The sequence below is a fragment of the Myxococcus sp. AS-1-15 genome, assembly GCF_020037055.1.
Classification (GTDB): domain Bacteria; phylum Myxococcota; class Myxococcia; order Myxococcales; family Myxococcaceae; genus Myxococcus; species Myxococcus fulvus.
Window position 1 is genome coordinate 293,194 of sequence record NZ_JAIQDF010000003.1, and the last position, 26,945, is coordinate 320,138.

A 26,945-nucleotide genomic window follows, 5' to 3' on the forward strand; every position below is an offset into this window, starting at 1 on the left:
GCACTCCTCTCACGTCACGCGGCCAGCAGTGCCGCACCAATGAGGCCGCTGTCGTCGCCGAGCTCCGCGTCGGCGATGAGCAACCCCTCGCGGGACGTCTGGGACGCCCACGCCCTCACACCGTCCAACACCCGGCGCCGCATCCCAGGGCAGTGGTTCAACACCCCACCCCCGAGAATGAGCCTGGCCGGGTTCAACACCGTCACTTGGTTGGCCACCGCCAGCGCCAGGAAACGCGCGGCCCGCTCATACACCTCCCGAGCGGCCTCGTCGCCTGCTTCCGCCGCCTCTTCCAGCGACACCGGCGTCAGCCGGGAGGCGTCGTTCTCCACGAGCTTCGCGAGCAGCGGAGCACGGCCCGCGGCGAGCAGCTCCTTCGACTGGGCGATGAGGTTGTGGCCCCCGGTATACGCCTCCAGGCAGCCCTGCTCGCCGCAGCCGCAGCGCCGCCCGTCGGGGACGACCTTGATGTGGCCCAGCTCGGCCGCAACCCCGCCCGCGCCTTCCAGGAGGCGCCCGCCGGCGATGATGGCGCTGCCCACGCCCGAGCCGACGAACACCACCAGCAGGTCCTGCGCGCCACGGCCCGCGCCCGCGTGCAGCTCACCCCACGCGGCCGCGGACAGGTCGTTCACCACCTTCACCGGCTGCTTCAGCCGGTCCGTGAGCATCTTGCCCAGGGGCACGTTGCGCCAGCCCAGGTTGGGGGCCACCGACAGCACCCCGGAGTCCTTGTGGATCTGCGCGGCCGCGCCCACGCCGCAGGCGTCCACCGGCACACCCGCGGACCGCACCGCTTCGGAGGCGGCCTGGGCGATGGTCTCCACCACCCCGGACGGGCTGCGCTCGGCGAGCGCCACCTTGGTCGACGCGAGCAGCTTCCCCGCCTCGTCCACCACGGCGGCTCGAGCGAACGTCCCCCCCAGGTCGATTCCCAGCGTCGGCATGGCGGTGTTCCCCTCTAGCCTTTCACGCGCTGGACCAGCTCGGTCACCAGCGCCTCGACTTCCTGCTGCCGCGCGTCGTCCTTGAACCGGCCCTCCGGCGTGAAGGCCTCCGCGGCCCGCGCCAGGTGCACCTGCGTGGGCAGCACCAGCGCGCCCACCGACGACATCACCTGCCGCAGGTGCGGCTGCATGCGCGCGGTGCCGAAGTTGCCGGGGCTGGCGCCCATGATGGCCGTCCACTTGCCCTGGAACAGCCGGCCGGGCGCACGCGACGCCCAGTCGATGGCGTTCTTCAGGCCGCCTGGAATCGACGAGTTGTACTCGGGGCTCGAGATGAGGAGGCCCTGGGCCTTCGCCACCCGCTCGCGCAGGGCGACGACGCTCGGGGGCAGGCCCTGGGCTTCCACGTCACCGTCGTAGAGCGGCACGCCCACCGTCTTGAGGTCCACCACGTCCACGTCCGCGCCGAGCGCGCGGGCCTTCTCGACGGCCAGCGCCAGGAGCTTCTGGTTGAAGCCGCCGGTGCGCAGGCTGCCCGCGATGGCCAGGATTCTAGGCGCGCTCACCCTCCCACCTCACGCTGCACCTGGGCCACGGTGCCCTCGATGAGGGCCTGGATCTCCTTGAGGCGCTCGGGCGTGTTGGCCTCGAAGCGCAGCACCAGGATGGGCTGGGTGTTGGAGGCGCGGATGAGGCCCCAGCCGTCGGGGAACGTCACGCGCACGCCGTCCACGTCGATGATGTCGTGGCCCGCCGCGCGCAGCGTCTCCGTGGCGCGCTTGACCATCTCGAACTTCTTCTCCTCCTTCGTGTCGAAGCGCAGCTCGGGGCTGGCGTAGGTCTTCGGCACGTCCGCGAGCAGCTCCGACATCTTCTGCTTCTCGTGGGTGAGGATTTCGAGCAGGCGCGCGGACGAGTACACCGCGTCGTCGAAGCCGAAGTAGCGGTTCTTGAAGAAGATGTGGCCGCTCATCTCGCCGGCCAGCTCCGCGTGCTCCTCCTTCATCTTCGCCTTGATGAGCGAGTGGCCCGCCTTCCACATCACGGGCTTGCCGCCGCGCCTGGCGATGTCGTCGTACAGCGTGTAGCTGCACTTCACCTCACCGACGATGGCCGCGCCCGGGCTGTCCTTGAGCACGTAGCGGCTGAAGAGGACCATGAGCTGGTCGCCCCAGAGGATGTTGCCCTGGTCGTCGATGACTCCGATGCGGTCGCTGTCACCGTCGTAGGCGATGCCCACCTCGGCCTTCTCGCGCTTCACCGCGGCGATGAGGTCCTGGAGGTTCTCCACCACGGTGGGGTCCGGGTGGTGGTTGGGGAACGTCGCGTCCATCTCGCAGAACAGGGGCACCACCTCGAAGCCCATGCTCTCGAACAGCGGGACGGCGATGGCGCCGCCGGTGCCGTTGCCCGCGTCGATGACGATCTTCATCCCCTTGCGGCCCACCTTCACCGTCTGGCGGACGAAGTGGTTGTAGGGGGTGATGATGTCGTACGGCGTCACGGTGCCGGGCGTCTTCGAGACCTCGAAGTCCCGCGCCTCGATGAGGCGGCGCAGCGCCTGGATTTCGTGGCTGTGGAAGGTCGTCTTGCCCGCGCCAATCTTGAAGCCGTTGTACTCGGGCGGGTTGTGGCTGCCGGTAATCATGGCCAGGCCATCCACCGGCAGGGTGTTGGCGGCGAAGTAGGTCAGCGGCGTGGGCACCACGCCCACGTCGAAGACGTTGAGGCCCGTGGACGTCAGGCCGGCACAGAGCGAGTCTCGGAAGCGGGTGGAGGACTCGCGGCAGTCGCGGCCCACGGCGATGAAGCGGCCGCCGTTGCGGCGGATGATGGTGCCCAGGCCCTTGCCCAAGAGCTCCACCACTTCGGCCGTGAGGTCCTTGTCCACCAGACCCCGGATGTCGTACTCGCGGAAGATATGCGCGTTCATGAAGGTGTCCCCGCCCTCCTCCTGGAACCGGAGGGCATGACAGAGGGCGGCGGACTCTACACGAGCGCAACGGTTCCCGGCACCCGACAGGGGGCCTGCGCGGGCTGCTGAACGATGCTCCCTCGGCGCCCCTGTGAATCCCTGGGGTGCCAATCAACCCCCACACCCGCCCGGCTGTGGGGCGACCGGGGCTCCGGGCTCCCTCTGTCGGGGGAGGCGAGCGCTCCGGTCGGGCCGGCCTCCTGGGGCGAACGCCCTCCAGGCGAGCCCTCATGGGTCGGAGAAGTTCGGGTGGGCCCCGCCTCGACGGCGCGGCCGCCGAGCGCGTGCCAGCGACCTCTCCTCGGCAGCGGGCGCCGCCTCGGCAAGGCCCGAGTGCGTGCTCACCGTATCGCCAGGGTCACGAGGGCGGCCTCGGTAGAGGCCCGAGTGCGTGCTCGCCGTATCGCCAGGGTCACGAGGACGGCCTCGGTAGAGGCCGGACCTGAGTCCACAGCGCTCACGCTCCGCTGGGGGCGCCCCTCCGGAACACGCGCGCCTTCAGTGCGCGGTGACCTCCGCACCCTCGCTCCGCTGGGAGCGCCCCTCCGGAACACGCGCGCCTTCAGTGCGCGGCGACCTCCACACCCACGCTCCGCTTGAAGCGTCCCTCCGGAACACGCGCGCCTTCAGTGCGCGGTGACCTCCGCACCCTCGCTCCGCTGGGAGCGCCCCTCCGGAACACGCGTGCCTTCAGTGCGCGGTGACCTCCACGCCGGCGCTCTCGATGGAGAGCGGCACCTCAGGGCGCGGCTGCCCGCGCAGGACCTGGTAGTGGCGCAGCCAGGAGGCGTTGAGCGGATCCAACGCCAGCGCCTCCGCGTAGCGCTCGAGAGCCGCGTCGTGCTGCCCCCGAACCTCCAGCGCATGGCCCTGCGTGAAGAGCGCCCGGGCCCGCGACTCCGCCAGCGGACGCGCCGCGAGGAAGGCACCGCGCATTACCTCCGCCTGCTCATCCGCCAGCCCCGCGTCGAGGCAGCGGGCGACCCCCGCGAGGTTCCCCCGCGTGGCGTCGTAGCCAGCGCGCGACACCACGTCGGTCAGCATGCGGCCCGCCGCCTCCACCCGGCGCAGCAGCGCCTCCAGCGCCTGACGCTGTCCCAAGGGCAGGGTGCGCTGACGGAAGAGGTTCAGCCTGCGCAGCGCCGAGGTCGCGCGACGGCGCACCGCCTCGAAGTCCTCATGCGGCAGCGCGCCGAGCAGCGCGTACGGGTCCTTCTCCACCACCGCCGCGCGCGACAGCACCCGGGCCAGCTCCGCGTCCGGCACCGGCTCCGCATCCAGCGCGCGCGGCCCCGAGCCCAGCCCCAGCGCGTGCGCCAGGAGCTCCCGCGCCGCCTCGCCCGCGAACTGCACGTGCAGCCCCGACTCACCGTTCCACGCCCGTGCCTCCTCGCGCGTGACATGGCGGACCACGTCGCAGTCGCACGCCACCTTGCGGCCCTTGAAGGTCAGCTCCACCGGGAGCTGCGAGGCGAGCGGAGGCAGCACCCCCGCCCACGTGGCGAAGAAGCCATCCACCGTCACGTCCCCCAGGCGCACCGGCACCAGCTCCGCGTCCGTGGCCAGCCACAGCCGCACGAGCAGGCCCCGGGGCGACTCCATCTTCGGCGGCGTCAGCTCGGCCGTCGGCACCTGCTCGTAGGCGACCTCGCGCAGCGCGCGGTGCAGCGGCGTGGCGTCGTCCTCCGGGAGGATGTGGCCGAAGATGGAGATGCTCCCGCGCGACGTGCGCGTGCGCTGCGGCGGCGCGGGCCGCACCCGGCCGATGCCCTGGCTGTCCAGCAGCGCCTCGCGGAAGGAGACGGCGTCCGGGAACCGCTCCCCGGGGCGCTGCGAGAGCGCGCGCAGCAGCACGTCCGAGAGCGCGCGCGGCACGCGAGGGTTGAGTTCGTGCGGCGCCGCGGGCGACAGCGCCCCCACGCGCCCGAAGCCGAAGGGCAGCCGGCCCGTGGCCAGCAGGTAGCCCACCACGCCCAGGGCGTAGATGTCCGTGCGCCCATCCACCGAGTCCTGCGCCCACTGCTCGGGCGCGAGGAACGCGGGCGAGCCCACCACCATGCCGCACGCGCGCTCCTCGCGGGACAGGCTGGCGGTGAGCACCTCGCGAGAGCCGAAGCCCAGCACCTTCACCCGCCGCTCGCCCCGCGAATCCCACGTCAGCACCAGGCTGTCCGCGCTCAAGCCGCCGTGCACGCGGCCCTGCGCGTGGGCGACCTCCAGCGCGCACAGCGCCTGGGCCAGCACCAGGACGACCTCCGCCGGAGCCAGCGGCATGGGCAGCTTCGAGAAGGGCTCCCCCTCCGCGTGCTCCATCAGCAGGCACGGCAGCCCCGCGGGGCCGATGCGCGCGTCCAGCACCCGCGCGACATGGCGGTGCTTGAGCGAGCGCAGCGCGCGGCCCTCCATGAGGAAGCGCGAGCGCACCACCGGCTGGGCCGCCAGGTGCGGGTGCATCACCTTCACCGCGAAGCGGTGCCCCGTGGGCGTGTGCTCCGCCAGGTACACCGTGCCCAACGCCCCCGAGCCCAACGCCGCGCCCAGCACCAGCGGGCCATGCCGCTGCCCCTCCAGGGACGGCGCCCGAGGACACACCGACCCCACCGGATGCTCCACCGCGCAGTGATTGCAAGCCATGTTCGAGCTCCGCCCCGTCCGCCCCGGGATGGGGCGGGCGGCGACGGCCCTGCAACCGGCGTGCACCCCCCACTTCGTCAGCGACTGGACACGACAACCTCCCGCCGGGACGAGAAAGCGGAGAACCCCGTTACCCACGGAGCGGAAGTTCTTTCAGCCCCGGGGTCGGAAGTTTCTCCAGCGCACACTGGGCGCCTGCACCTACAGGTACTTCTGCAGCTTGCGGGCCTTGAGGGCCTCGACCACCTTGCGCACGTCCTGGCTCTTCTCGCGGGGCACCACCAGCACCGCGTCGCCGGAGTCCACCACCACCACGTCGGTGAGGCCCACGACGGACAGCGGGCGCTTGTCGGCGAGCACGATGCAGCCCTTGCAGTCCACCACGACGGCCAGGTCGCCGGAGATGACGTTGCCGTGCGCGTCCGCGGGGCGCACCTCGGGGATGGCCGCGAAGGAGCCCACGTCCGACCAGCCGAAGTCACCCGGCAGCACCGCGATGTTGCTGGCCTTCTCCATCACGCCGTAGTCGATGGAGATGGACGGCAGCTTGGGGAACACCTTCTTGAGCACCGCGCCGAAGGTGCGCTTGCCGGCGGCCTCGCGCAGCGCCTTCAGGCCCTTCTTCATCTCCGGCATGTGCTGCTCGAAGGCGGCCAGGATGACGTCCGCGCGGAAGACGAAGATGCCGCCGTTCCACAGGTACTCACCGGAGGACACGTAGGCCTGCGCCGTCTGGGGGTCGGGCTTCTCCTTGAAGGCCTTCACCGCGCGGCCGCCGCCCTCCAGCGCGTCGCCCACCTGGATGTAGCCGTAGCCCGTCTCCGGGCGGTGGGGCTGGATGCCCAGGGTGACGATGTGGCCCCCCTCGGCGATGCGCGCGGCCTGCTCCAGCACGCGCTTGAAGCCCGGCACGTCGGCCACGTGGTGGTCGGAGGGCAGCACCACCATGACGCCCTTCGGGTCGCGGGCGGCCACCTGCACCGCGGCGAGCGCGATGGCGGGCGCGGTGTTGCGGGCCACGGGCTCCACCAGGAGGTTGGGCTTGGGAAGGCCCTTCACCAGCTTCGCGGCGGCCTTCGCGTGCAGCGGGCCGCACACGATGAAGGTGTTCTTCACCGTGGCCAGGCCCTTGAGGCGCTGGGCGGTGTCGGTGATGAGCGGCAGCTTCGAGGCGAGCGGCAGGAACTGCTTGGGGCGCGCCTGCCGGGACAGCGGCCAGAAACGCGTGCCGGAGCCACCGGCCATGATGACGGGGTAGAGGGCCATGCGGGGTACGACTCCTGCGAGTGCCGGCTCGGAGCCAGCGAGAAGCGCCAGGGTCTTCCCCCCGGCGTGACTGGCGGCGCACCATACCGTTTCGGCCTTTCCGGGAAAGAGGGCAGCCGTGACGAAGCCAGCCCCTCCAGAGCCGTTGCGACTCCCACCTTCCCGCCCACCCCGCCCGGCCGGACGCCCTCCGGACGGCGAAGCGGCCGGAAGTGGCGGGAGTTTTGACCCGCCCCCGAAAAGCCAGTCTCATGCCGCGCTGTTGGACTTCCTCAAGGCCAGATCCACCGGGCTGACGCTCCTCCTCACCATCGCGCTGACGTTGGGGCTTTCGCTCGCCCCGATTCCGGAGGCGTGGCGCCCCCTGCCCTCCCTCCAGCGCGGTCCCTTGCAGGAGAAGCTGGTCGCGCTGACCGTCCCGGCGAGGTTCCTGGGGGGCCAGCCCGTGCCCGCGCCGGAGACGGAGGTGGCCGCCGGCCAGCCGACGAAGCCCACCGCGCCCCCCGAGGACGAGGCGGGCGAGGACGCGGGCACCGACGTCGCCGCGCTCCCCCCGGACCAGCCCGTGGTGCCCACCGTGCCGGGCATCGGCCTGGAGGAGCTGAGCGCGCCTTCCCTGGCCCGCGCCGTGGAGCTGGAGGCGCTGCGCGAGAAGATGAGCGCCCAGCACGTGGACATCGAGCTCAACTGCCGCAAGGCGCGAGCGGACGGCACGTGCGAGGAGGACGGGCTCGCCCCGTTCCACAAGGCGCTGGGCGAGCTGCGCGCGGACACCCGACGCACGCCCGTGCGCGTGGTGCACCTGGGCGATTCGCTGGTGGCGTCCGACTACATCACCGATGTGGTGCGCGACAGGCTCCAGGAGCGCTTCGGCTCGGGCGGCAAGGGCTTCCTCTTCATCACCCGCCCCGCGAGCGCGGGCCGGTGGACGCGCTCCGGACGGGGCTCGGACGGGTGGACCATCGAGCGGCTGGTGGACACCAAGTGGCCCCGAGACAGGGTGGGCTGGACGGGCGTGGCCTTCACCGCGGCGGGCGGCTCGCAGAACACGAAGTACGACGCGGAAGGAGCCAGGGTCGCGGAGCTGTTCTTCCTGGCCCAGCCCTCCAGCGGCTCCGTGCAGCTGTCGGTGGACGGCCGTCCGCTGCAGCGCATCCAGACGCGCGGCTTCTCGAAGACGAAGTCGGAGGCGGCCTTCGCGCGGGTGAACCTGCCCGAGGGCGCCAGGACGCTGACGCTCACCACGTCCGGCCGGGTGGAGCTGCACGGCGTGACGCTGGAGACGGGCACGCCGGGCGTCATCTACGACACGGTGGGCCTGCTGGGCGGCATGGCGGAGGTGTACCTGCGCGCCCAGCCCGCGGCCTTCCGCGCGCAGCTGCGTCAGCGCAAGCCGTCCATGGTGGTGCTGATGGTGGGCGGCAACGAGGCGTTCTTCTACTCGCGCGAGCGCACCACCTTGGAGGAAGTGCGCGCGCAGATGAAGGAGCTGGTCTCCCGCGTGCGCACCAACGTGCCGGACGCAGCGTGCCTGGTGATGTCCCCCATCGACGCGGGCGTGCGGACCATGGGCGGCGAGCCGGTGCCGCGCCGAGGGTCCAAGGAGGTCTCCGACATCTTCCGCGAGGAGGCGCGCCTGGGCGGCTGCGCGTTCTGGGACGCCTACAACGCCATGGGCGGCGAGGGCGCGGCGCTGCGGTGGCTGGAGGCGGGGCTGATGCTGGAGGACCTGGTGCACCCGCGCGCCAAGGGCTCCGACCTCTTGGGCCACCTCTTCGACCTGGCGCTCCAGCGCAGCTTCGCCAAGGCGCACACCGCGCTGGTGCCGGTGGCGGACACGCCGGGGCTGCAGGACGCGGACGTGGCGCTGACGCGGACCTTCGACAAGCTGCGCCGCCGCGAGTCCGGTGAAGCGCTGCGCGTGGGCATCGCCCAGCTGGGCGCGTCGCATACCGCGTCGCACTACTTCACGGACGCGGTGCGCGACGTGCTCTCCAAGCGCTTCGGCGACGCGGGCCGGGGCTTCATCGCCGCGGGCAAGTCCTCGCCTCGCCTGGACAAGGCGCGCGTGGCGCGCGAGCTGACGGGGGAGTGGAAGGTGGAGGACGCGCTGGACTCGACGCCGGGCGGCCTGTGGGGCCTGACGGGCATCCGCGCCGTGGGCGCGCCGGGCTCGAAGCTGCGCATCCAGTTCTGCAAGGGCTGCCCGGAGGAGAAGTCGCGCACGGGCCGGTTGGACCTGTACGCGCTCGACGTGCCGGACGTGGCGTCGCCGGACATCCGCGTGGACGGCGAGGACATCCCCCCGGACGCACCTCCGCCCGAGCCGCTCACCGCGCCCACCGTGCGCATCCGCTCGTTCCCCGTCACCGGCACCTCGCACGAGGTGGAGGTCGCGGCGGCGCCCAACAGCCAGGTCACCGTGCTGGGCGCGGCGCTGGAGTACGACACGCCGGGCGTGGTGCTGGACGCGCTGGGGCTCCCCGGCTCCACGTCCTTCACCCTGCGGGACATGGACGCGGCGGCGGTGGACGCGCAGCTCGCGTCGCGGCGGCCGGACCTGCTCGTGTTCTGGTACGGCACCAACGAGGCGAACCTCGTCGGCCTGGACGCGCAAGGCCTGTCGGGCGACTACACGGCGCTCATCTCGCGGCTGCGCAAGGCCACGGGCAACGCGGAGTGCCTGGTGCTGGGGCCCACGGACCGGCTGGCGAAGGACGCGAGCGGGCATTGGACGGAGGCGCCCTCGCTGGCGACGGTGCTGGACACGCTGCCTCGCGTCGCGCGGGACGCGGGGTGCGCGTACTGGTCTGCTCGCGCGGCCATGGGCGGTGAGCGGGCCATGCTGCGCTGGCAGCGCTCGCGGCCGGTGTACGGGCACGCGGACGGCGTGCACCTGACGCCCGAGGGCTACGAGCGGCTGGCGGCGAGCTTCGCCCGGGACTTCCTGTCGGCCTACGAGGCGCGCAAGAAGGGCGAGCCCACCGCGCGCATGGAGGGGAACTGACGTGCTGTCGCACAGCCTCCAGTACCTCGTGTTCGTCATCGCGGTGTTCGCGCTCTACTGGGCGGTGCACCGTCACTACTGGCCGCGCATGCTGGTGCTGCTGGGCGCCAGCGTCTTCTTCTACACGGCCTTCACGCCCTTCCCGCTGCTCATCTTCCTGGCGGGCGTCACGGTGGACCATGTGCTCGTCAAGGGCATGGGCCGCGCGCGGTCGCCCGGCGTGCGCAAGCTGCTCGTCACGCTGTCGGTGGTGTCGAACCTGGGGCTGCTCGCGGGCTTCAAGTACCTGGAGCTGCTCCGTCAGACGGCGCTCTCGCTGATTCCCGCCTCGTGGGGCATCCACGTCCGCGAGACGCCGTTCGATTTGATTCTGCCGCTGGGCCTGTCGTTCTACGTCTTCCAGGCCATCAGCTACACGGTGGACGTGTACCGGGGGAAGGCCAGCTCCGAGCACTCGTTCCTCGAGCACCTGCTCTACATGCTGTTCTTCCCGCGCGTGGTGAGCGGTCCCATCATCCGCGCGTCGGAGCTGCTCGAGCGCTTCCGCGACGTGCCCACGCTGACGCCCGAGGACGGCGGCCGGGCGATGTTCCGGATTGCCGTGGGCCTGGTGAAGAAGCTGGTCATCGCGGACGTGCTGGGCAGCGGAATCGTGGACCCGGTGTTCGCCGCGCCGGAGAAGTACGCCTCCGCCGAGTGCATCGTCGCCGCGGTGGCCTACACCTTCGAGCTCTACTACGACTTCTCGGGCTACTCGGACATCGCGCTGGGCGTGGCGGCGCTGTTCGGCTTCAAGTTCCCGGAGAACTTCAACCGGCCGTACCTGGCGAAGAACGTGGGCGAGTTCTGGAACCGGTGGCACATGAGCCTGTCCACGTGGCTCCGGGACTACCTGTACCGGCCCTTGGGCGGCAACCGCGTGTCCAAGCCGCGCGTGCTCTTCAACCTGATGACGGTGATGGTGCTGGGCGGCCTGTGGCACGGGGCGGACTGGCGCTTCGCCGTGTGGGGCGCGGTGCACGGCGTGGCGCTGGGGCTGACGCGCTGCTGGGAGTGGTCGGTGGGCAAGCCGGAGAACCCGGGCATCCCCCGCGTCGCGGCGGGCATGCTGGCCACCTTCACGCTGGTGGTGCTCACGCGCGTGGTGTTCCGCGCGCACTCCATGACGGACGCGGGGGAGTTCTACGCGCGGATGATGGCGGGCGTGCCGGGCATCGCCAACGTCAGCCCGCTGGTGTGGGGCATGCTGGCCGCGGCGGTGTTCTTCCACGTGGTGCCGATGAAGCTGTACACGGTGGCCTCGGAGGCGTTCGTCCGGATGCCGGTGCCCGTGCGCGCGATGGCGCTCGTGGTGCTCGGCCTGGGCATCCGCCACCTGGCGTCCGTGGAGGCGCGGCCGTACGTCTACCTGCAGTTCTAGCCGCGCGCGCCGAGGAACGACTCGAAGTCCGGCACCTGCGACAGCTGCGTGAGGAAGTCGCGGAGGATGCGCGCGGTGGCGCCCCAGATGACGTGGGACTCGTACGTGTAGAAGTACAAGTCCCGCTCCGCGCCGAAGACCTCCTTGCGCTCCACGCGCAGGATGGCCGGGTCCAGCAGGCGCGCCAGCGGCACCTCGAGGATGAAGGCGACCTCCTCCGGGCTCGGCGTGTAGCGGCCGTCCCCCGGAATCACGCCCACGAAGGGCCGCACGCGGTACTGCGAGATGGTGGGCACCTCGTCCAGCATGCCCAGCACGCGCACGCCGCGCCGGTCGATGCCCAGCTCCTCTTCCGTCTCGCGCAGCGCGGTGTGCAGCGGCGTCAGGTCCTCCGCGTCGCGGCCTCCGCCGGGGTAGCTGTACTGGTTGGCGTGGGTGCGCAGCGTGGCCGGGCGGCGGGTGAACACCATGTGGGGCACGCCGTCGCGCTCGAACAGCGGCACCAGCACGGAGGCCTCGCGCAGCACCAGCCCTGGCAGGTCCACGCTGCGCGCGGGGCGCGTGGACAACCGCGCCTCCACCGCCTGGAACAACGACTCCACGCTCACGACGCCACGCCTCCGCGACTCAGTCGGTGATCTGCTTCTCGAGCTGCTGCTTGCCCGGCTCGGGCGGCACGTCCACGTTCTCCACGCCCGACAGCGGCTTGAGCACGTTCATCTGGAGCAGCACCAGCAGCAGCACGCCCAGCGCCACGCGGTACACCACGAACACCAGCGTGGTGCGCGAGCGCAGGTAGTTCAACAACCACGCGATGGCCGCCATGCCCGAGGCGAACGCAACCAGCGTGCCCACCCAGAGCGACACGGCGCTGGGCCGCTCGGTGGCCTCCAACAGGTGCTTGAGCTCGAAGATGCCCGCCAGCGTGGTGGCGGGGATGGACAAGAGGAACGAGTAGCGCGCGGCGTCCTCGCGCTTGAGGCCGAGCGACAGGCCGCCCGTCAGCGTGGTGCCCGAGCGCGACGAGCCCGGGATGAGCGCCAGCGCCTGCCACAGGCCGATGAGGATGCCGTCCTTCCACGTCATGTCCGCCAGCGTCCGCTTGTGGGAGGCGCGCTTCTCCACCACGAAGAGGATGATGGCCAGGATGATGAGGCTGCCGGAGATGACGTAGAGCGAGCGGAACTGCGTCTCGATGGCCTTCTTGAAGGCGAGGCCGCACAGGCCGATGGGCAGCGTGCCCACCAGGACGAACCACGCCAGGCGCGACTCGACGGTGCCGAAGGGCTCGCGCTTCGCCAGGCCCTTGAAGAAGGCGGTGACGAGGGAGACGATGTCCTTGCGGAAGTAGATGAGCACGGCGGCCACCGTGCCCAGTTGGATGACGGCCGAGTACGCGGCCCCCGGGTCCTTCCAGCCGAACAGCTCCGGCGCGATGCGCAGGTGGGCGGTGGAGCTGATGGGCAGGAACTCCGTGAGACCCTGGACCAGTCCCAGGACAATGGCTTCAATCAGGCTCATAGGCGCGGTCCCGGGATGTATGCCCGGACACCGCCGCCAGCAAGGGCGTTCCTGTGCGTGTGTGGCTCGCAGAGCATGCGGTGCTCCCGCCCCCCCGCCGGTCCAGGTAGGCTCCCCTCCCGAGACATGCCCCCTGCCCCACCCTGCCCCTGCTCCTCCGGCCTGCGCTACCGCGAGTGCTGCGCCCCCTTCCACAAGGGCGAGGCGGAAGCCCCCGACGCCGAGCGGCTGATGCGCAGCCGCTACAGCGCCTTCGCCCAGCGCGAGGCCGCCTACCTGTGGAAGACACTCCACCCCCAGCACCCGGACCGCGCCCGGCCCGAGGCCGACGTGGTGCGGGAGCTGCGCGTCTTCGCCCAGGGGCACCAGTTCCCCAAGCTGGTGGTGATGGACCGACAGGCGCCGGACGCCCAGGGCAACGCCCAGGTGCTCTTCTTCGCCAAGGTGTTCGAGAAGGGAAAGGAGCGCTCCTTCGTCGAGCGCTCGGACTTCCGCCATGACGGTGTCGGCTGGCGCTACCTGTCCGGGCACACCCTGATGCTCCGCGAGCTGACCGTCCCTCCCGAGTCCCTTACCCTGGCGACGTTCCCCCGGTAGGAGGTCTTCGATGCCCGCCGCGCCGAAGAAGTCGCCCGCGCTGGAGGAGGCCACGAAGCAGGGGGACTGGGCGGGTGTCCTGGAGAACCTGCTCACGCGCTGGCGCGCAGCGCCCCACACGGTGCTGGCCGAGCGCATCGTCGGACTGGGCAAGAAGCTCGCGAGGGACCTGCCCGCACCCAAGGACTGGGACGCGCTCGCCGAGAGGCGGGATGCCGCGACGCTCACGACGCTGCTCGCGGCGCTGCTCGACAAGGGCTCGGTGAAGGCGAGGCCCCGACTGGAGACGCTCGCGGATTGGCCCGAGGACCCGCGCATCGACCGCTGGGTCGCGAGCCAGTTCGCGGAGCCTCCCTTCACCAGCACTGGCGCGCGTCCCTTCTGGACGAGGCTTGCGCCCCTGGCGCGCCGCATCCGGGATGCTCGTGCCGCGAGCACGGTGCTGAAGGCGCGCAAGGGCTACGACGTGGAGGACGACGCCGAGGCCTTCTTCGCGAGCCACGTCGACCGGATTCGCGCCCAGCTCGACGCCGCGGCCCGCGAAGGTGAGCTCTCCGCCGCGGACCACCAGGCCATCATCCACGTCGACGCGGAGATGCGGGAGGCCGAGCCCGTCGCGCCTCGGAAGGCCTGGGCCGTGGGCGAACACTCCAAAGCAGCCCACGGGGCCGTCCTCCCTATCGACGCGGAGCAGCGGGGGGCGGAGCCCGTCGCGCCAGGGAAGACCTGGGCCGTGGGCGAACACTCCAATGCGGCCCACGGGGCCGTCCTCCCTATCGACGCGGAGCCGCGGGGGGCGGAGCCTGTCGCGCCAAGGAAGGGCGGGGACGCGGAGGCGCTGCTCGCGCGGGTGTTGGAGGAGCCAGGAGACAACGAGGCGCGCGCGGTGCTGGCGGATGTGCTGCTGGAGCAAGGCCATCCGCGCGGCGAGCTCATCGCCCTGCAGCTCGAGGCCACGCGTCGGTCGCTCACCACCGCCGAGCGCAAACGCGAGCGGGAGCTTCTCAAGAACGCGCGCAAGGAGCTGCTCGGTCCGCTCGACGAGGTGCTCAAGCCCGACTGCGTCTTCACGCGGGGCTTCCTGTCCCACGCCGCGCTGAAGCAGGGCAACTCGAGCGCCCTGCGGAGCGCCATCCAGAAGACGGCGGGTCATCCGCTCTGGGCCACCGTGGAGCACCTGGAAGGTCGCGGGGACTACGACGTCACCACGGACCCGGTGATGAAATCGCTGCGCTCGCTCGTGAACAGCGATGTGAGGACCCAGGACCTGGCGAAGCGGCCCGGGCTCGAGTCCCTCGCGATGCGTGGCGCGCTGGACCAATGGGTGGAGCTGGCCCAGGACCCCAGCGCGTTCCCCTCGCTGCGCCACCTGGACCTCTTCGCCTTCCCCTGGTGGGCCGCTCGATTCCTGGAGTCACCGCTCGTGAACAGGCTGGAGCGTCTCCAGCTCCGCGTCTACGTCAGTGGCCCCTCCGCCGCGGAGGCGCTGGCCCTCATCCCGCTCGTCCCGAGGCTGAAGGTCCCGGACCTCACGCTCCGGCTGGTACGCAACGACTCCAAGGACTGGAGCTGCGGCTTCCGCTTCGTGCGTGGACCCGAGGGGAGGCACGAGGTCCACCTCTTCACCACCGCGATGAACGAGCCCCACGAGGAGCTCGTGCGCGATGACCTCCTGGCGGGGCTCGAGCGAATCGACCGGCTCGACCCCTTCAAGCGCTCGAAGCTCATCCTGGACCATCGGCTCCGCACGGCGGCGAGGCACGAGGTCTTGCGACGGGTCGGCGAGCTCGATGGCGTGCTCGCGGAGTGAGGGACGGGACACGGCTCGTCCCCCCGCCGCGAGGAGCCCGGTGCACGGTCCGGGCTCCTCGCCTCGACTCACCTGACTACCGAGGCACCGTCGAGCCCGTGGGCGACGTGGTGTCCGGCTTCTCCGGCGCGGGGTCCGAGGCCGCGTCGATGGCACTGGCCGTCTGCCAGGCCAGGCTCGCGAACGAGTTGGGGACCGTGGGCGCGGCGCCGCCCTCGTCCGTCGGGTCCGGCGGCGGCTTGTCGCCAATCTCGTCCTGCTGATTGATGCAGGGGTCGTACGTCGGCCCCTCCGTCGGATCCTTGTCCTCCTGGGGGTTGCCCTGCTGCGGGTCGGAGCTCGTGTCCACCGCCGAGCTGCCCACCGAGCCGCCCTTGCGCAGCTTCACCGGCGCGCTGAACACCGTCATCGGCAGGCCGAGCCGCTGGACGCGCGCGAAGAACGCATCGCTGGTCCCCCGGCTGCCCGCCACCGCGTACGCGAAGCGCCCCTGCTCGGGAGCGACGCCCAGCGCGAGGTACTGGCCCGTCCTGCGGCACAGTCCGACGACCACCTGCGTGGCGCCCTCGGGCAGCTCCGCGTTGGGAGGCAGGGCCTGGATGGTCGGCACCTTCGGCAGCGGCGCCACCTCCGGGCACGAGGGGCTCGGCGTCGGCCGCGAGCCCAGCGTGCGGCATCCCGTCAAGGCACCCACGAACAGCACACACATCATCAGCTTCTTCGAGGTCTTCATATCGTCGTTCCCCCTCCAGTCCATCCAGGCGGGCCCATCCCGCCGTCAATCGAAGACCAGGACGGAGCGCACCCAGCTGCGTGGGTCTCGCTTCATCCAGGCCATCCGCACGTCCCTCAGCGCGTTGGCCGCGCGCTCGCCGTGCTGAATCCGCTCCCTCACGGCATTGAAGAAAGGTCCTGCTTCCGCGTCCGGCACATCCACCGTCGCCGCGAGCACCGTGCTCGCGCCCGCGTCCAGGAAGGCCACCGGCAGGCTGAAGCGCTCGTACGTCCACGCGGCGCCATGCGCGGCCCGACATGCGCCGAGGATGACCAGCGGCTGGCCGCGCAGCTTCGTCCCGCGCACCTCGCCGGCGGTGAGCGCGTAGCGGCCGCTCGGCTCCGGCGACAGGACCAGCAACGAGGCCTCGGACACGTCCGGATTCATCAGCCCATGGGCGTGGACCTCGATCTGCGTCGCGTCCGTCATCGCCTCCAGCACGCGGGACGGCGTGGCCTGGCGTCCGAGCAGCATCGTGGCCTCGTCTCCGGGCAGCCCCGCCCAGCCTCCGAGCATCGGCAGGCCCAGCGCCTCGGGCGCCTGCACGTCGGCGACGACGAGGCGGCGAGGCGTCCGCGTACCGGACGCGACGGGCGACGCGCGCACCGAGTGGTACGCCCAGGCGAGGTCCTCCGGCAGCAGCCCCGCGCGACCATGGAGCGGCGGGCGCGCCACCACCTCCACCGCCGGACAGGCGCGCAGCAGGTCCGTCATCGCGTCGGGGATGAGCCCCCGGAGCTCGTCGTGCAGCGGGGCCCTGCGGCTCGCGTCGTGGTGACCGACGAGCTGACCTTCCGGGCCTCGCACCAGCACGAACGTGCGCTCGACGTCCGTGGTGACGGCCAGGACACAGCGCCCGGGGAGCTGTCCGCCCACCTCTTCACCGAAGAGGCGCCACGCCTGCTCGTACTCGCCCGCCTTGGCGGAGGAGAAGAGCAGCGACGTGTAGCTGTACGCGCGGGCCTTGCGGGCATCCACGCTGGTGGCGGGCAGCTTCGCGGCCTCGGCGATGGACTGGCGCAGCAGGGTTTCGCCGCGCGGCCGGTCGCGCTCCACGACATAGCGGCCCTCGATGTGCGTCAGCAGCGCGGACTCGCCCGGCGTGAGGTTCCCCTTCTGGCGTCGCTCCGCCAGGCCCTGCACGAGGCGCGCGTCCAGCGCGGAGTCCGGCTGGAGCCGGGCCAGGTCCGCCAGCGTCTTCGCGCCCGACAACAGCAGGGGCGTCTTGCACGCGAGCGCCTCGCGCATGCGGGCCTGCGCGCTCTCCACGGAGAACGCTTCCAGCAAGGCGAGTGCATCGTTGGCGCGGACGAAGTGACGGATGGTGCAGTCGTCGGGACGCTGGGCCAGCGCTTCATCCAGGTAGCCGCGGGCCAGCGCCGCATCGCCCTGGTAGCGCGCGAGCTGTCCGAGCTGGAGCAGGAGCTGCGCCTCTCCCCAGCGCGGGTCCGCGCGGTACAGCGCACGCGCGGCCAGCAGGTGACGCTGGGCCTCGGCCAACCGGTGGAGCTGACGATAGAGGTCGCCCAGGTCGGACTCGATGGGGATGCAGCGATAGCCCAGCGGGTGTTGCTGGCACCGCGCCGCCGCGCTCAGCAGGAGCTGCTCGGCCTGGAGCAGCTCGCCTCGGGAGATGGCCTGCAGTGCGCGCTCGTGTTCCAGGAGCAGCGTGAACCACGGGTCCTGGAGCTTCGCGACGAGCCGGGAGACCTCGTCCAGGTGGTCCGCCACCTTGCTCTCACGAACGAGCGCGCCCAGGAACAGGTCCTGCTCTCCGGCGCGACGCACGTCCTCGAGGAACGCGGCGAAACCGCCCGAGACCTGATGGGTGCGGTACAGCTCCAGATAGCGACGGGCCAGAGGCGCGCGGAGCTGGAAGTCCCGCGTCAGGGTCCACTGGAGGGCCGCGCGCAGGGCGGTGCCGCCCGGGTGCGCGTCCAGCGTCGCGGCCATCGGCTCCAGGGCGCGCACGCGCTCCACGGTGGGGGCCGCGCGCAGGGCCTCGTAGAAGTACATGCGGAAGATGCCGGGCTGTGCGCGGAGCACGTCATCGGGCACGCGCGCTCCGTCCACGATGAGGGACTGGCCCCACGTCGACGTCTTTCGCCAGTCCTCGGTGCCTCGCAGCCGACCGCGCGCGGCCTGGGCGCGAGAGGTCGCCTCCTGGGCCCAGCCGGACTCGCCCAGCGCGGCCACCGCGTCGAATGACTGCGCGGCCAGCGCCCAGAGTTCCAGGTCCCGCAGCACCAGCGCGCGGTTCCACAGGGCCTGTGCATGCGTGGGCCGCGAGGCGAGCACCCCCTCCAGCAGCGCGAGCGCGGAGGCCGAGTCACCGCGGTCCAGCGCCATGATGGCCTGGTCGCTCGCGACGTCCGGCGAGGTGCCCGCCTTCGCGAGATAGGGCGCGGCCATCTCCGCGTTGCGGCGCACCAGATAGGCCGCCGCGAGACCGTGCATGTCACCCTCGGACTCCAGTCGCGCCAGCTCGCTCAGGGGCGCCGGAGCCGCGCGGCCCGCGTCCGCCGCCGAGCGCAGAGGCCCATAGGGCCGATACACGTCCGCGCCCGGATAGCTGACCCGGGCCTCGAGCATGCGCACGGGGGCGCTGGTGAGGAACAGCTCGGGCGACACGGGAGCGCCGCGGCGCGAGCGCAAGCCCGCCATGAGTGCCGCGCCTCCCACCACCACCACCAACGCCACGAGAACGGCCGACTTCGGCCTCGGAATCCAGGACCCGGACCCTGCATCCACCGGCGAACTCCCCGCGTATGTGCCCTGGCAGCCCATGCCCGCTCAACGACGGGTCGCCAGAATCTTCCCGTCACACGCTACGCCGCTTCGAACCACGGCGGTGCGGACGAATCACCGCACCCGTGTGGCCCTCCAACCACGCGCACGACTCCGTCCCAGGCGGGTCCTCCTGGCCCACACCTTGCTCCAAGCGCACGCCCGACACAGCAGCGCCCCCATCGCCCAGGAGTCCCATGTCCCGCCGCCGCTCCCTCCGCGCAGTGCTCGTCTTCCTCCTCGTCACCACCAGCGCGCTCGCGGCACCGCCCAAGACGCCCAAGCACCCCGGCTGCTTCCTCGTGATGGACCTGGACTCCGGCGAAGTCACACGCAACGGCGCGAAGCTGTGCGCCACGCCGCTCGTCCCGGCCTCCACCTTCAAGGTGCCCCACGCGCTCATCGCCCTGGAGACCGGCGTCGTGTCGAGCACGGACGAGGTGCGCAAGTGGGACGGCACCCAGCACGCCATCGCCATGTGGAACCAGGACCAGACGCTCGACACCGCGATGCGCCGCTCGGCGCTGTGGGTCTTCCAGGGCACCGCGAAGCAGATTGGCCGCGAGCGCCTGGAGCAATGGCTCATGCGCCTGGACTACGGCAACCGCAAGGCCTCCGGCGACATCACCCGCTTCTGGCTCGGCGGCCCGCTGCGCATCTCCCCCGACGCGCAGCTCGACTTCCTCGCGCGCATGTACCGGGGCCAGCTCCTCGTCAGCCCCCGCGTCCTCGAGGCCGTCCAGGCCACGCTGGTCCACGGCCCCGACACCGTCGCCAGCGTGCGTGACGGCCTCAACCTGGGAGGCCCCTGGAAGGACCACGCCACCCTCAGCGCGAAGACGGGCTGGCACCAGGACGCCAAGGACGGGGACGTGATGTGGCTGGTGGGGCACGTGTCCTCCCCCAAGGGACGCCACGTCTTCGTCAGCGCCGTGAAGCAGGCGCCGGGCAGCAAGTCCCCGTCGAAGAACCTCGCGCTCCCCGCCGCCATCGATGCGCTCCAGGCGCAAGGGCTGCTCTGACACGACGCCTGGAAAAGACGACGGGCCGCCCCCACATCCGGGAAGCGGCCCGCGTCGAGCCCCGACCGTGACGGCCGGGTGTGTCAGCGACCTCAGACCGCCTTCAGGCGGCGGGAGCTGGTGCTGTTGGCGGCGTCGCGCAGGGCGTCCTTGCGGTCGGTGCGCTCCCAGGTGAACTCCTTCTCGGAGCGGCCGAAGTGACCGTACGCGGCGGTCTTCTGGTAGATGGGCCGCAGCAGGTCCAGGCCCTCGGTGATTTCGCGCGGACGCAGGCCGAACGTCTGGCGGATGGCCTTGGCGATGCGCTCCTCCGGGACGGTGGCGGTGCCGAACGTCTCCACCATCACGCTGACCGGCTCGGCCACGCCGATGGCGTAGGACACCTGCACCTCGCAACGACGCGCCAGGCCCGCGGCCACGACGTTCTTCGCGATGTAGCGGCCCATGTACGCCGCAGAGCGGTCCACCTTGGACGGGTCCTTGCCGCTGAACGCGCCGCCGCCGTGACGGCCCATGCCGCCGTAGGTGTCGACGATGATCTTCCGGCCCGTCAGGCCCGAGTCGCCCATGGGGCCACCCACCACGAACCGACCCGTGGGGTTGATGAAGAACTTCGTCTTGTTGTCGATGAGCTTCTTGGGGAGCGCCTTCGCGATGACGTCCTCGCGGATGGCCTCCTGGATGCGCTTGTTGGAGATCTCCTCCGAGTGCTGCGTGGACACCACCACCGCGTCGATGCGCACCGGGCGGCCCTCGCGGTACTCCACCGTCACCTGGCTCTTGCCGTCCGGGCGCAGCCAGTCGTGCTGCTTGCGGCGCACGTCGGCGAGCTTGCGCGTGAGCGCGTGCGCGTAGTGCAGCGGGGCGGGCATCAGCTCCGGCGTCTCGTCGCACGCGAAGCCGAACATCATGCCCTGGTCACCAGCGCCCTGGTCCTTCTTGTTGTCCACGCCGCGCGCGATGTCCTGGCTCTGGCCCTCGATGGCCACCATCACGCCGCAGGTGTTGCCGTCGTAGCCCATCGAGCTGTCGGTGTAGCCGATCTTGCAGATGGTGCTGCGCACGATGCGCGGGATGTCCACGTAGGTGTTCGTCGTCACCTCACCCGCGACGATGGCCAGGCCCGTCTTGACCAGCGTCTCCACCGCGACGCGGGCCTGGGGGTCCTTGGCGATGATGGCATCCAGGACACCGTCGGAGATCTGGTCGGCGATCTTGTCCGGGTGGCCCTCGGTGACGGATTCAGACGTGAAGAGGAAGTCGGTAGGCATGTCGGCTCTGTAGAGAGAAGGAGGCGCAGACGACGCGCGAAGGGCAGGACACTAAAGTGTGGTCCTGGGGGAGTCAAACAGCCATCAATGCCCGCACATTCGCGGGCGCCCCCTGGGCAAACGGGCATGGCCAGAAGCCCTCGGCCCGCATGGGGATGAATTTCGCGAGGCGCCCGACGTTCTCCTGGGCTAACAGAACGCCGAGCAATCCCGTTGGAGGACTCGCCCGACATGAACGCCCGCTTCCGTACCCTCTCCCTCCTGGTCGCCTTCGCCTTCGCACTGCCCGCGGCCGCCGCGGCGCCGAAGAAGGACGACCCGGTCGTCAAGCCCGTGAAGACGGTGGTGTCGTCCGTGCGCTACGAGCGGGACGCCGCCGCGCTCAAGCTCTTCGGCGGTGAGGAGCAGGGCAAGTACCTGCTCGGCGACGAGTGGTCCAAGGGGACCGACGAGCAGCGCAAGGAGTTCGTCAGCCTCTTCCACGGCCTGTTCGCGAAGATTGCCTTCCCGCGCGTGCGCGAGAACTTCAAGTCGCTGGAGGACATCGTCTACTCGCCCGCCGAGGTGAACGGCGGCGAGGCCACGGTGGACTCGGTCGTCTTCATCAAGCACCCGCTGAAGACGCAGGAGATGAAGCTGAAGTACCGCTTGGTGAAGGACGCGGCCGCGTGGAAGGTGGTCGACGTGACGGTGCTCGGCTCCTCCATGCTCCAGGACATCCGCGACACGCAGGTGCAGCCGCTGCTCAAGCAGGGCGGGTGGGACCTGCTGCTGGGCCGCATGCGGCAGGAGCTGGCGAAGAAGTAGCCGCCGCGCCCACTCCCGGCGACCAGGCCACCAGGCTCCTGGTCGCCGGAGGGGTTCCGAGGGGATGCCGGGCTGGCGTAGTCTGTCCCTCCCCCTCTGGCCTGGTTGATGACCGCCTCCCACTCCGTTGCACCTCCGAGCCGCTCCCAGCACGGCCCCTCCGAGCGGGAGGTGGACGCGTTCTGCATGCAGTACGCGCCCCGCGCGCCGGGCCACCCCGCCGTGCGCGACCTGTACCGGCTCTTGCGCGACGTCCCCGAGGAGGGCCTGGAGGCACGGCTCACCTGGGTGGAGCGGTGGATGGCGTGGCTGCGCGAGCGCCTCCCCGCGCACGCCCTGGTGGACGACACCGAGCCGCAGCAGCCCCCCGCGGACGCGAGGCTTGCGCTGATGGTGCGCGTGCTGGAGGGCGAGCCCGCCATGCGCGCGAGCCTCACCCTCCTGGTGTCCGGCGTGTGCGACGGCAGCCGGGGCCTGAAGCTCTTCGCCCAGGTGGGGCTGCCCGCGGGCCAGGGCTTCTTCGCGGAGGCGTCCGACCGGCTGGCCCGGGCGGTGCTGCCCGCGCCGCCCGAGCCCGGCAAGCTGTCGGAGCTGCTCCTGCGGCTGTTCCCCGTGCCCGAGGACGCGGTGTGGCTCGCCCACCTGTCGCCCGCCCTGCTCGCGAAGCTGTCCGCGCTGGTGGGCGAGCCGCGCCCCCCCATGCCCCAGCCGGGCGCCCGCGTGCGCGCGGACCTGATGGACGCGCTGTTGCTCCTGGCCCTGCAGACGGCGGCGCTGGGCACCACCGAGGACGTGAGGGACCGCACGCCGGAGACCTCGCTGCGCGCCTCGCCCTTCCTGCGGCTGCGGCTGGTGTGCGACGCGGTGCTGGCGCGCGACGCGGCCCAGGACACCCTGCGGGACCTGAGCACGTGCGTGGACGACTGCCGACGGGTGGTGGGCAGCGTGTCGCGGCACCTGGAGGAGGCGGGCGTCAGCGTGGACCTGGTGTACCGGCTGGAGCGCATCCGCCGGAGCCTGGAGCGCATGGAGGCCATCGCGCGGGTGCTGGGCGCGCCCCGGGGCGAGCCGCGCTGGCGTGAGGCGCTGGGCCTGCTGTCGGACCTGCTGCGGCGGGCGCACGCGGACCGCTCCGTGGTGGAGCTGGCGCGGCGCAACGTGCGGATGCTGGCGCGCAAGATCATCGAGCGCGCGGGCCACTCGGGAGAGCACTACATCACCACCACGCGCCCGGAGTTCCACGCCATGGTGCACTCGGCGGCGGGCGGCGGACTGGTGACGGCCGTCGCGGTGGCCAGCAAGTTCCTGCTCGCCACGCTGCCGCTGGCCCCGCTCTTCGCGTTCCTGGGCGTGGGCCTCAACTACGCGGTCGCGTTCCTGCTCATCCAGGCGCTGGGCTTCACGCTGGCCACCAAGCAGCCCTCCGTCACGGCGGCCACGCTGGCGGGCGCCATCGGCGAGGGCGCGCGGGGGGACCGGCTCTCCAGCCTGGTGGACATCATCCCGCGCATCACCCGCTCCCAGCTGGCCGCCTTCGCGGGAAACCTGGGCTGCGTGCTGCCCGCGGCCGTGGTGCTGGCCCTGCTGTGGCAGGTGGCCACGGGGCAGCCGTTCTTGAGCCCCGCCAAGGCCCAGGCCACGGTGGCCTCCATGCACCCGTGGAAGAGCGGCGCGCTGTTGTACGCGGCCCTCACCGGCGTGCTGCTGTGGCTGTCCAGCGTGGCGGGCGGGTGGCTGGAGAACTTCGTGGTGTACCGGCGGCTGCCGGAGGCGCTCGCGCACCACCGACTGACGCGCAGGCTGCTCGGGGAGCGGGGCGCGCACCGGCTCGCGGAGGGGCTGGCGCACGCGGCGTCGGGTCTGGGCGCCAACGTGACGCTGGGCTTCCTCCTGGCGCTGATGACGATACTGGGGCGCTTCGTGGGGCTGCCCCTGGACATCCGCCACGTCACCTTCGCGCTCGGCGGCCTGGCCATGGCGGGCGCGGCGCTGGGCCCGCACGGGGTGCTCCAGCCGGACTTCCTGTGGGCGCTCGTGGGCGTGGGGCTCATCGGGGTCATCAACTTCGCGGTGTCGTTCAGCCTGGCGCTGGGGGTGGCCGTTCGCGCGCGCGACGTGCCCACCGCGGAGGCCCTGCCGTTCCTGCGGGCGGTCGTGGCCCGCTTCCTCTCGGCCCCCCGCTCCTTCTTCCTGCCCCCCGGGGAGCCCCCGGCGGCCCCCGCCCTGGAGCACGGCGGCTCCTGACGGGGCGTTTATTCCCAGGGTCCGAGCGGCCCTTCCTCGCGGCCCGGGAGCCGGCCGGGCAGGTCATGCCGCGCTTCCGGGGCCGGGCGTTTGCCGCTAGGGTCGCCGCGAATGAGCGGCGCTCCTCGAAACCCGAACTCCCATTCTCGCTTCGCCTACAGCTTCGCGAGGCTCCTGGTCCGCCGGCCCGGCACCGTCCTGGCCGTGCTGCTGACGCTGCTGGCCGTGTCCACCTGGGCCACGCTGCAGCTGCGCATCAACTCGAACCAGCTCGACCTCATCTCCCAGGACCTCCAGGAGGTGAAGGACGTCAAGCAGGTCATCGACATGGTGGGCGGCAGCGGCTTCCTGATGCTGGCCCTGCGCTCGACGGACGAGGCCGCCATGAAGCGCACGGCGGACGACATCGCCGGCATGCTCCAGGCGGACAAGGAGCACGTGCGCACCGTCAGCTACAAGCTGCCGGTCGAGTTCATCCAGCAGAACATGGTCCTCTTCGTGAAGACGGAGGACCTGGTGGAGGGCAAGCGCCGCATCATGGCCTTCCTCGAGGACAAGCTGCGCCGCAGCAACCCCTTCTACATCGACATGGGCGCCACCAAGCCCGTGGAGCTGAACCTCCAGGACCTGGTCGACAAGTACTCGTCCGTCGGCAAGAAGAGCATCCGCGACGACTACAACATCTCCGCCGACAAGAAGATGGTGCTCATCCTCATCAAGCCGATGTGGGACACCACGGAGATTGGCAAGACGAAGGACTACCTCGACAAGCTCAACAAGGACCTGGCCGCGTACTCCGCGCAGGACGGCAAGCCGAAGCTCGTCGAGGACTACAAGCTGATGGGCGACGCGAAGACCATCGCCTACGGCTACACCGGCTCGTACAAGACGACGGTGGATGACTCGTTCGCGATCGAGGAGTCGCTCGAGCCCGTCACCATCATCGCGCTGGTCACCATCTTCCTCATCACCATCGTCTTCTTCCGGAAGCTGGCGCCCACGTTCATCGTGGTGAGCGGCACGGTGATTGGCACCCTCTACACGCTGGGCTTCACCTACGCGACGATTGGTGAGCTCAACATGATCACGTCCATCCTGGGCGGCATCCTGATGGGCTTCGGCATCGACTACGGCATCCACTTCACCTTCCGCACGCGGCTGGAGCTGGGCGCGGGCAAGCCGTACGACGAGGCCATCGTGGACGCCTTCGTCAACGCGGGCCGGCCGGCGGCGGTGGCCGCGGTGGTGACGGGTGGCTCGTTCTTCGTGCTGATGGTGAGCGAGTTCCGCGGCTTCTCCCAGTTCGGCTTCCTGGCCGGCTGCGGCACGCTCATCCTGGGCCTGACGCTGTTCGTGTGGAGCGCGGCGCTCCTGGCGCTGTTCGGCCGCATCAACCCGGCGTGGCCCAAGAAGCTCATCGGCGAGATGAAGCCGCCGCCGACCAACTCCTCCAGCGGCCAGGAGCTGCGCATCCCCCGCCCCGGGCTGGTGCTGGGCGTGAGCACCGCGCTCGTCGCGCTCATCTGCGCGGCGGCCGTGCCCTGGGCCGGCACGGGCGAGCCCCCCGAGGGCAACCTGGGCTTCTTCGAGCGCGTGAAGCACGGCGTGGGCTTCAACTACAACACCCGCGCGCTCATCCCCGACGGCATGTCGTCGGTGTTGCTGCAGGACGAGATCAACGCCCGCTTCAACATCTCCAGCGACCCCATGGCCATCTACACCAAGGACCTGGACGAGGCGGAGGGCATCTACCGCGAGCTGACCGACCACCCGGAGAAGTACCCGTCCATCGACCAGGTGGTGAGCGTCTTCACCTTCGTGCCGCCGGAAGCCACGGCCAAGGCCAACGAGAAGGTGCTGCAGGAGTGGAAGCAGGACATGGCGAACCTGGAGGCCCGCGGGTTCTCCATCGCCGCGCTGCCGCCGGAGATGCAGGAGAACGCCGCCTTCTTCATGAAGGTGCTCGACGCCAAGCCCTTCGACGTGCACGGCGTGCCGGCCAACTACAAGAGCCAGTTCCAGAACCTGCCCAGCGCGCAGCCGGAGAACCGCGGCTGGCTGACGTTCATCTACTCGAGCGTGGACCTGTTCGACGGCCAGAAGATGATGCAGTTCGCCGACGAGACGCGCGCCATCCCCGCCACCTACTACCCGGGCCGCTTCGACAAGGATGACTTCGACCCGAAGACGCAGACGGCGCAGAAGGAGTTCCGCGCCGCGGGCGCCACGCAGCTGTACGCGAAGCTGGCGCGCATCGTCCTCTGGGACGGCAAGGTCACGGTGGTGCTCACCGCGCTGTGGATTCTCGCGATGCACTTCCTGGACTTCCGCAACGCGAAGCTGGCGCTGGCGTCCGTGATTCCGCTGGGGGTGGGCGTGGCGATGATGCTGGGCATCATGTCGCTCGTCGGCCTGCGGCTGAACTTCATGAACATCATCATCCTGCCCATCCTCCTGGGCTTCGGGGTGAGCCACGGCCTGTACCTGCTGCACCGCTTCCTGGAGGGCACCTCCCCGCTCGTGGCGCTCAGGAGCGTGGGCGCGGCGGTGGCGTCCTCCACGCTGACGGCCGTGGCGGGCTTCGCGGCGCTCTTGGCCGCGGCGCACAACGGCCTGCGCTCCATGGGCATGGTGGCCTGCATCGGCCTCATCACCACGCTGGTGGTGTCCTTCACCGTGCTGGCCGCGGTGATGCAGCTCATGCATGACCGCCGCAAGCGCGAGTCCTCGCCGGGCGACGGCACGGGCAGCGCCTCCGGCGGCGAGGATGGCTCGACGCGGGCGGCCTGAGCGGCGGGCAGCGACGTCACACAACCGCGCGGTAACGAGGCCCCCTTCTCCTTCGTGAGGAAAGGGGGCCGG

18 protein-coding genes are annotated in these 26,945 nt (G+C 71.1%); 8 read left to right on the plus strand and 10 right to left on the minus strand.

Features of this window, described 5'->3' with window-relative positions; genetic code table 11:
* Positions 1–14: 14 nt before the first annotated feature.
* The 5 genes from K8625_RS10665 to K8625_RS10685 form a co-directional block, all read right to left on the minus strand.
* Positions 15–947 carry an ROK family protein gene (locus K8625_RS10665; RefSeq protein WP_223782650.1) on the minus strand — a complete coding sequence of 311 codons (933 nt, stop codon included), beginning with the start codon at positions 945–947 and terminating at the stop codon, positions 15–17.
* Between the two features lie 14 nt (positions 948–961).
* Complete coding sequence (locus tag K8625_RS10670; protein WP_141328863.1) at positions 962–1,513, minus strand: NADPH-dependent FMN reductase; 552 nt, start codon at positions 1,511–1,513, stop codon at positions 962–964.
* Positions 1,510–2,880, minus strand: coding sequence for a phosphomannomutase/phosphoglucomutase (locus tag K8625_RS10675; protein ID WP_223746998.1), 1,371 nt, complete (start codon positions 2,878–2,880; stop codon positions 1,510–1,512). Before K8625_RS10675 ends, K8625_RS10670 begins: the two co-directional genes overlap by 4 nt.
* A 732-nt stretch (positions 2,881–3,612) precedes the next feature.
* On the minus strand, positions 3,613–5,556 hold the full coding sequence (locus K8625_RS10680; RefSeq protein ID WP_223782651.1) for a protein kinase: 1,944 nt from the start codon (positions 5,554–5,556) through the stop codon (positions 3,613–3,615).
* 201 nt (positions 5,557–5,757) lie between these two features.
* The gene (locus tag K8625_RS10685; RefSeq protein WP_223746996.1) at positions 5,758–6,822 is read right to left on the minus strand and encodes a mannose-1-phosphate guanylyltransferase; all 1,065 of its coding nucleotides are present in this window, start codon (positions 6,820–6,822) and stop codon (positions 5,758–5,760) included.
* Between the two features lie 70 nt (positions 6,823–6,892).
* Between K8625_RS10685 and K8625_RS10690 the strand changes: the two genes are divergently transcribed.
* Positions 6,893–9,829, plus strand: coding sequence for a GDSL-type esterase/lipase family protein (locus K8625_RS10690; RefSeq protein ID WP_370641911.1), 2,937 nt, complete (start codon positions 6,893–6,895; stop codon positions 9,827–9,829).
* A gap of 1 nt (position 9,830) precedes the next feature.
* Entirely contained in the window at positions 9,831–11,249 is a 1,419-nt protein-coding gene (locus tag K8625_RS10695; protein WP_223746994.1) for an MBOAT family O-acyltransferase, read from the plus strand.
* Here K8625_RS10695 and K8625_RS10700 read toward each other — a convergent pair.
* Together K8625_RS10700 and K8625_RS10705 are read right to left on the minus strand one after the other, a co-directional pair.
* On the minus strand, positions 11,246–11,857 hold the full coding sequence (locus K8625_RS10700; protein WP_082165458.1) for a CoA pyrophosphatase: 612 nt from the start codon (positions 11,855–11,857) through the stop codon (positions 11,246–11,248). The genes K8625_RS10695 and K8625_RS10700 overlap by 4 nt on opposite strands.
* 19 nt (positions 11,858–11,876) lie before the next feature.
* Positions 11,877–12,770 carry an undecaprenyl-diphosphate phosphatase gene (locus tag K8625_RS10705; RefSeq protein WP_046716342.1) on the minus strand — a complete coding sequence of 298 codons (894 nt, stop codon included), beginning with the start codon at positions 12,768–12,770 and terminating at the stop codon, positions 11,877–11,879.
* Between the two features lie 126 nt (positions 12,771–12,896).
* On the opposite strand from K8625_RS10705, the gene K8625_RS10710 reads away from it, so the two are divergent.
* Positions 12,897–13,367, plus strand: coding sequence for a YchJ family protein (locus K8625_RS10710; RefSeq protein WP_223746991.1), 471 nt, complete (start codon positions 12,897–12,899; stop codon positions 13,365–13,367).
* Between the two features lie 10 nt (positions 13,368–13,377).
* Positions 13,378–15,177 (plus strand): TIGR02996 domain-containing protein, encoded by a 1,800-nt coding sequence (locus K8625_RS10715; protein WP_223782653.1) that lies wholly within the window; start codon positions 13,378–13,380, stop codon positions 15,175–15,177.
* 76 nt (positions 15,178–15,253) lie between these two features.
* On the opposite strand, the gene K8625_RS10720 is transcribed toward K8625_RS10715, so the two are convergent.
* Together K8625_RS10720 and K8625_RS10725 are read right to left on the minus strand one after the other, a co-directional pair.
* On the minus strand, positions 15,254–15,910 hold the full coding sequence (locus K8625_RS10720; protein WP_223782654.1) for a hypothetical protein: 657 nt from the start codon (positions 15,908–15,910) through the stop codon (positions 15,254–15,256).
* A 45-nt stretch (positions 15,911–15,955) separates the two neighbouring features.
* Entirely contained in the window at positions 15,956–18,616 is a 2,661-nt protein-coding gene (locus K8625_RS10725; protein WP_223782655.1) for a CHAT domain-containing protein, read from the minus strand.
* A gap of 320 nt (positions 18,617–18,936) precedes the next feature.
* On the opposite strand from K8625_RS10725, the gene K8625_RS10730 reads away from it, so the two are divergent.
* Entirely contained in the window at positions 18,937–19,761 is an 825-nt protein-coding gene (locus K8625_RS10730) for a penicillin-binding transpeptidase domain-containing protein (protein WP_223782656.1), read from the plus strand.
* 92 nt (positions 19,762–19,853) lie between these two features.
* Here the strand turns inward: K8625_RS10730 and metK are convergent, their stop codons facing one another.
* Positions 19,854–21,032: a methionine adenosyltransferase gene (metK, locus tag K8625_RS10735; RefSeq protein WP_223746987.1), complete on the minus strand. Its 1,179-nt coding sequence runs from the start codon at positions 21,030–21,032 to the stop codon at positions 19,854–19,856.
* Between the two features lie 231 nt (positions 21,033–21,263).
* Between metK and K8625_RS10740 the strand changes: the two genes are divergently transcribed.
* From K8625_RS10740 to K8625_RS10750, 3 genes are all read left to right on the plus strand, one after another.
* Positions 21,264–21,839: an ABC transporter substrate-binding protein gene (locus K8625_RS10740; protein ID WP_141327244.1), complete on the plus strand. Its 576-nt coding sequence runs from the start codon at positions 21,264–21,266 to the stop codon at positions 21,837–21,839.
* Between the two features lie 108 nt (positions 21,840–21,947).
* On the plus strand, positions 21,948–24,083 hold the full coding sequence (locus K8625_RS10745; RefSeq protein WP_223746986.1) for a site-specific recombinase: 2,136 nt from the start codon (positions 21,948–21,950) through the stop codon (positions 24,081–24,083).
* Between the two features lie 111 nt (positions 24,084–24,194).
* Entirely contained in the window at positions 24,195–26,873 is a 2,679-nt protein-coding gene (locus K8625_RS10750; protein ID WP_223782657.1) for an RND family transporter, read from the plus strand.
* The last annotated feature ends 72 nt before the right edge of the window (positions 26,874–26,945 follow it).

Excerpts from the sequence above, each read along its gene's own strand:
- K8625_RS10705 (WP_046716342.1), bottom strand. The coding sequence starts at position 12,770 with ATGAGCCTGATTGAAGCCATTGTCCTGGGACTGGTCCAGGGTCTCACG.
- K8625_RS10675 (WP_223746998.1), bottom strand. The coding sequence starts at position 2,880 with ATGAACGCGCATATCTTCCGCGAGTACGACATCCGGGGTCTGGTGGAC.
- K8625_RS10685 (WP_223746996.1), bottom strand. The coding sequence starts at position 6,822 with ATGGCCCTCTACCCCGTCATCATGGCCGGTGGCTCCGGCACGCGTTTC.
- K8625_RS10740 (WP_141327244.1), top strand. The coding sequence starts at position 21,264 with ATGAACGCCCGCTTCCGTACCCTCTCCCTCCTGGTCGCCTTCGCCTTC.
- K8625_RS10750 (WP_223782657.1), top strand. The coding sequence starts at position 24,195 with ATGAGCGGCGCTCCTCGAAACCCGAACTCCCATTCTCGCTTCGCCTAC.
- K8625_RS10745 (WP_223746986.1), top strand. The coding sequence starts at position 21,948 with ATGACCGCCTCCCACTCCGTTGCACCTCCGAGCCGCTCCCAGCACGGC.
- K8625_RS10665 (WP_223782650.1), bottom strand. The coding sequence starts at position 947 with ATGCCGACGCTGGGAATCGACCTGGGGGGGACGTTCGCTCGAGCCGCC.
- K8625_RS10725 (WP_223782655.1), bottom strand. The coding sequence starts at position 18,616 with ATGGCGGGCTTGCGCTCGCGCCGCGGCGCTCCCGTGTCGCCCGAGCTG.
- K8625_RS10715 (WP_223782653.1), top strand. The coding sequence starts at position 13,378 with ATGCCCGCCGCGCCGAAGAAGTCGCCCGCGCTGGAGGAGGCCACGAAG.
- metK (WP_223746987.1), bottom strand. The coding sequence starts at position 21,032 with ATGCCTACCGACTTCCTCTTCACGTCTGAATCCGTCACCGAGGGCCAC.
- K8625_RS10710 (WP_223746991.1), top strand. The coding sequence starts at position 12,897 with ATGCCCCCTGCCCCACCCTGCCCCTGCTCCTCCGGCCTGCGCTACCGC.
- K8625_RS10730 (WP_223782656.1), top strand. The coding sequence starts at position 18,937 with ATGTCCCGCCGCCGCTCCCTCCGCGCAGTGCTCGTCTTCCTCCTCGTC.
- K8625_RS10720 (WP_223782654.1), bottom strand. The coding sequence starts at position 15,910 with ATGAAGACCTCGAAGAAGCTGATGATGTGTGTGCTGTTCGTGGGTGCC.
- K8625_RS10680 (WP_223782651.1), bottom strand. The coding sequence starts at position 5,556 with ATGGCTTGCAATCACTGCGCGGTGGAGCATCCGGTGGGGTCGGTGTGT.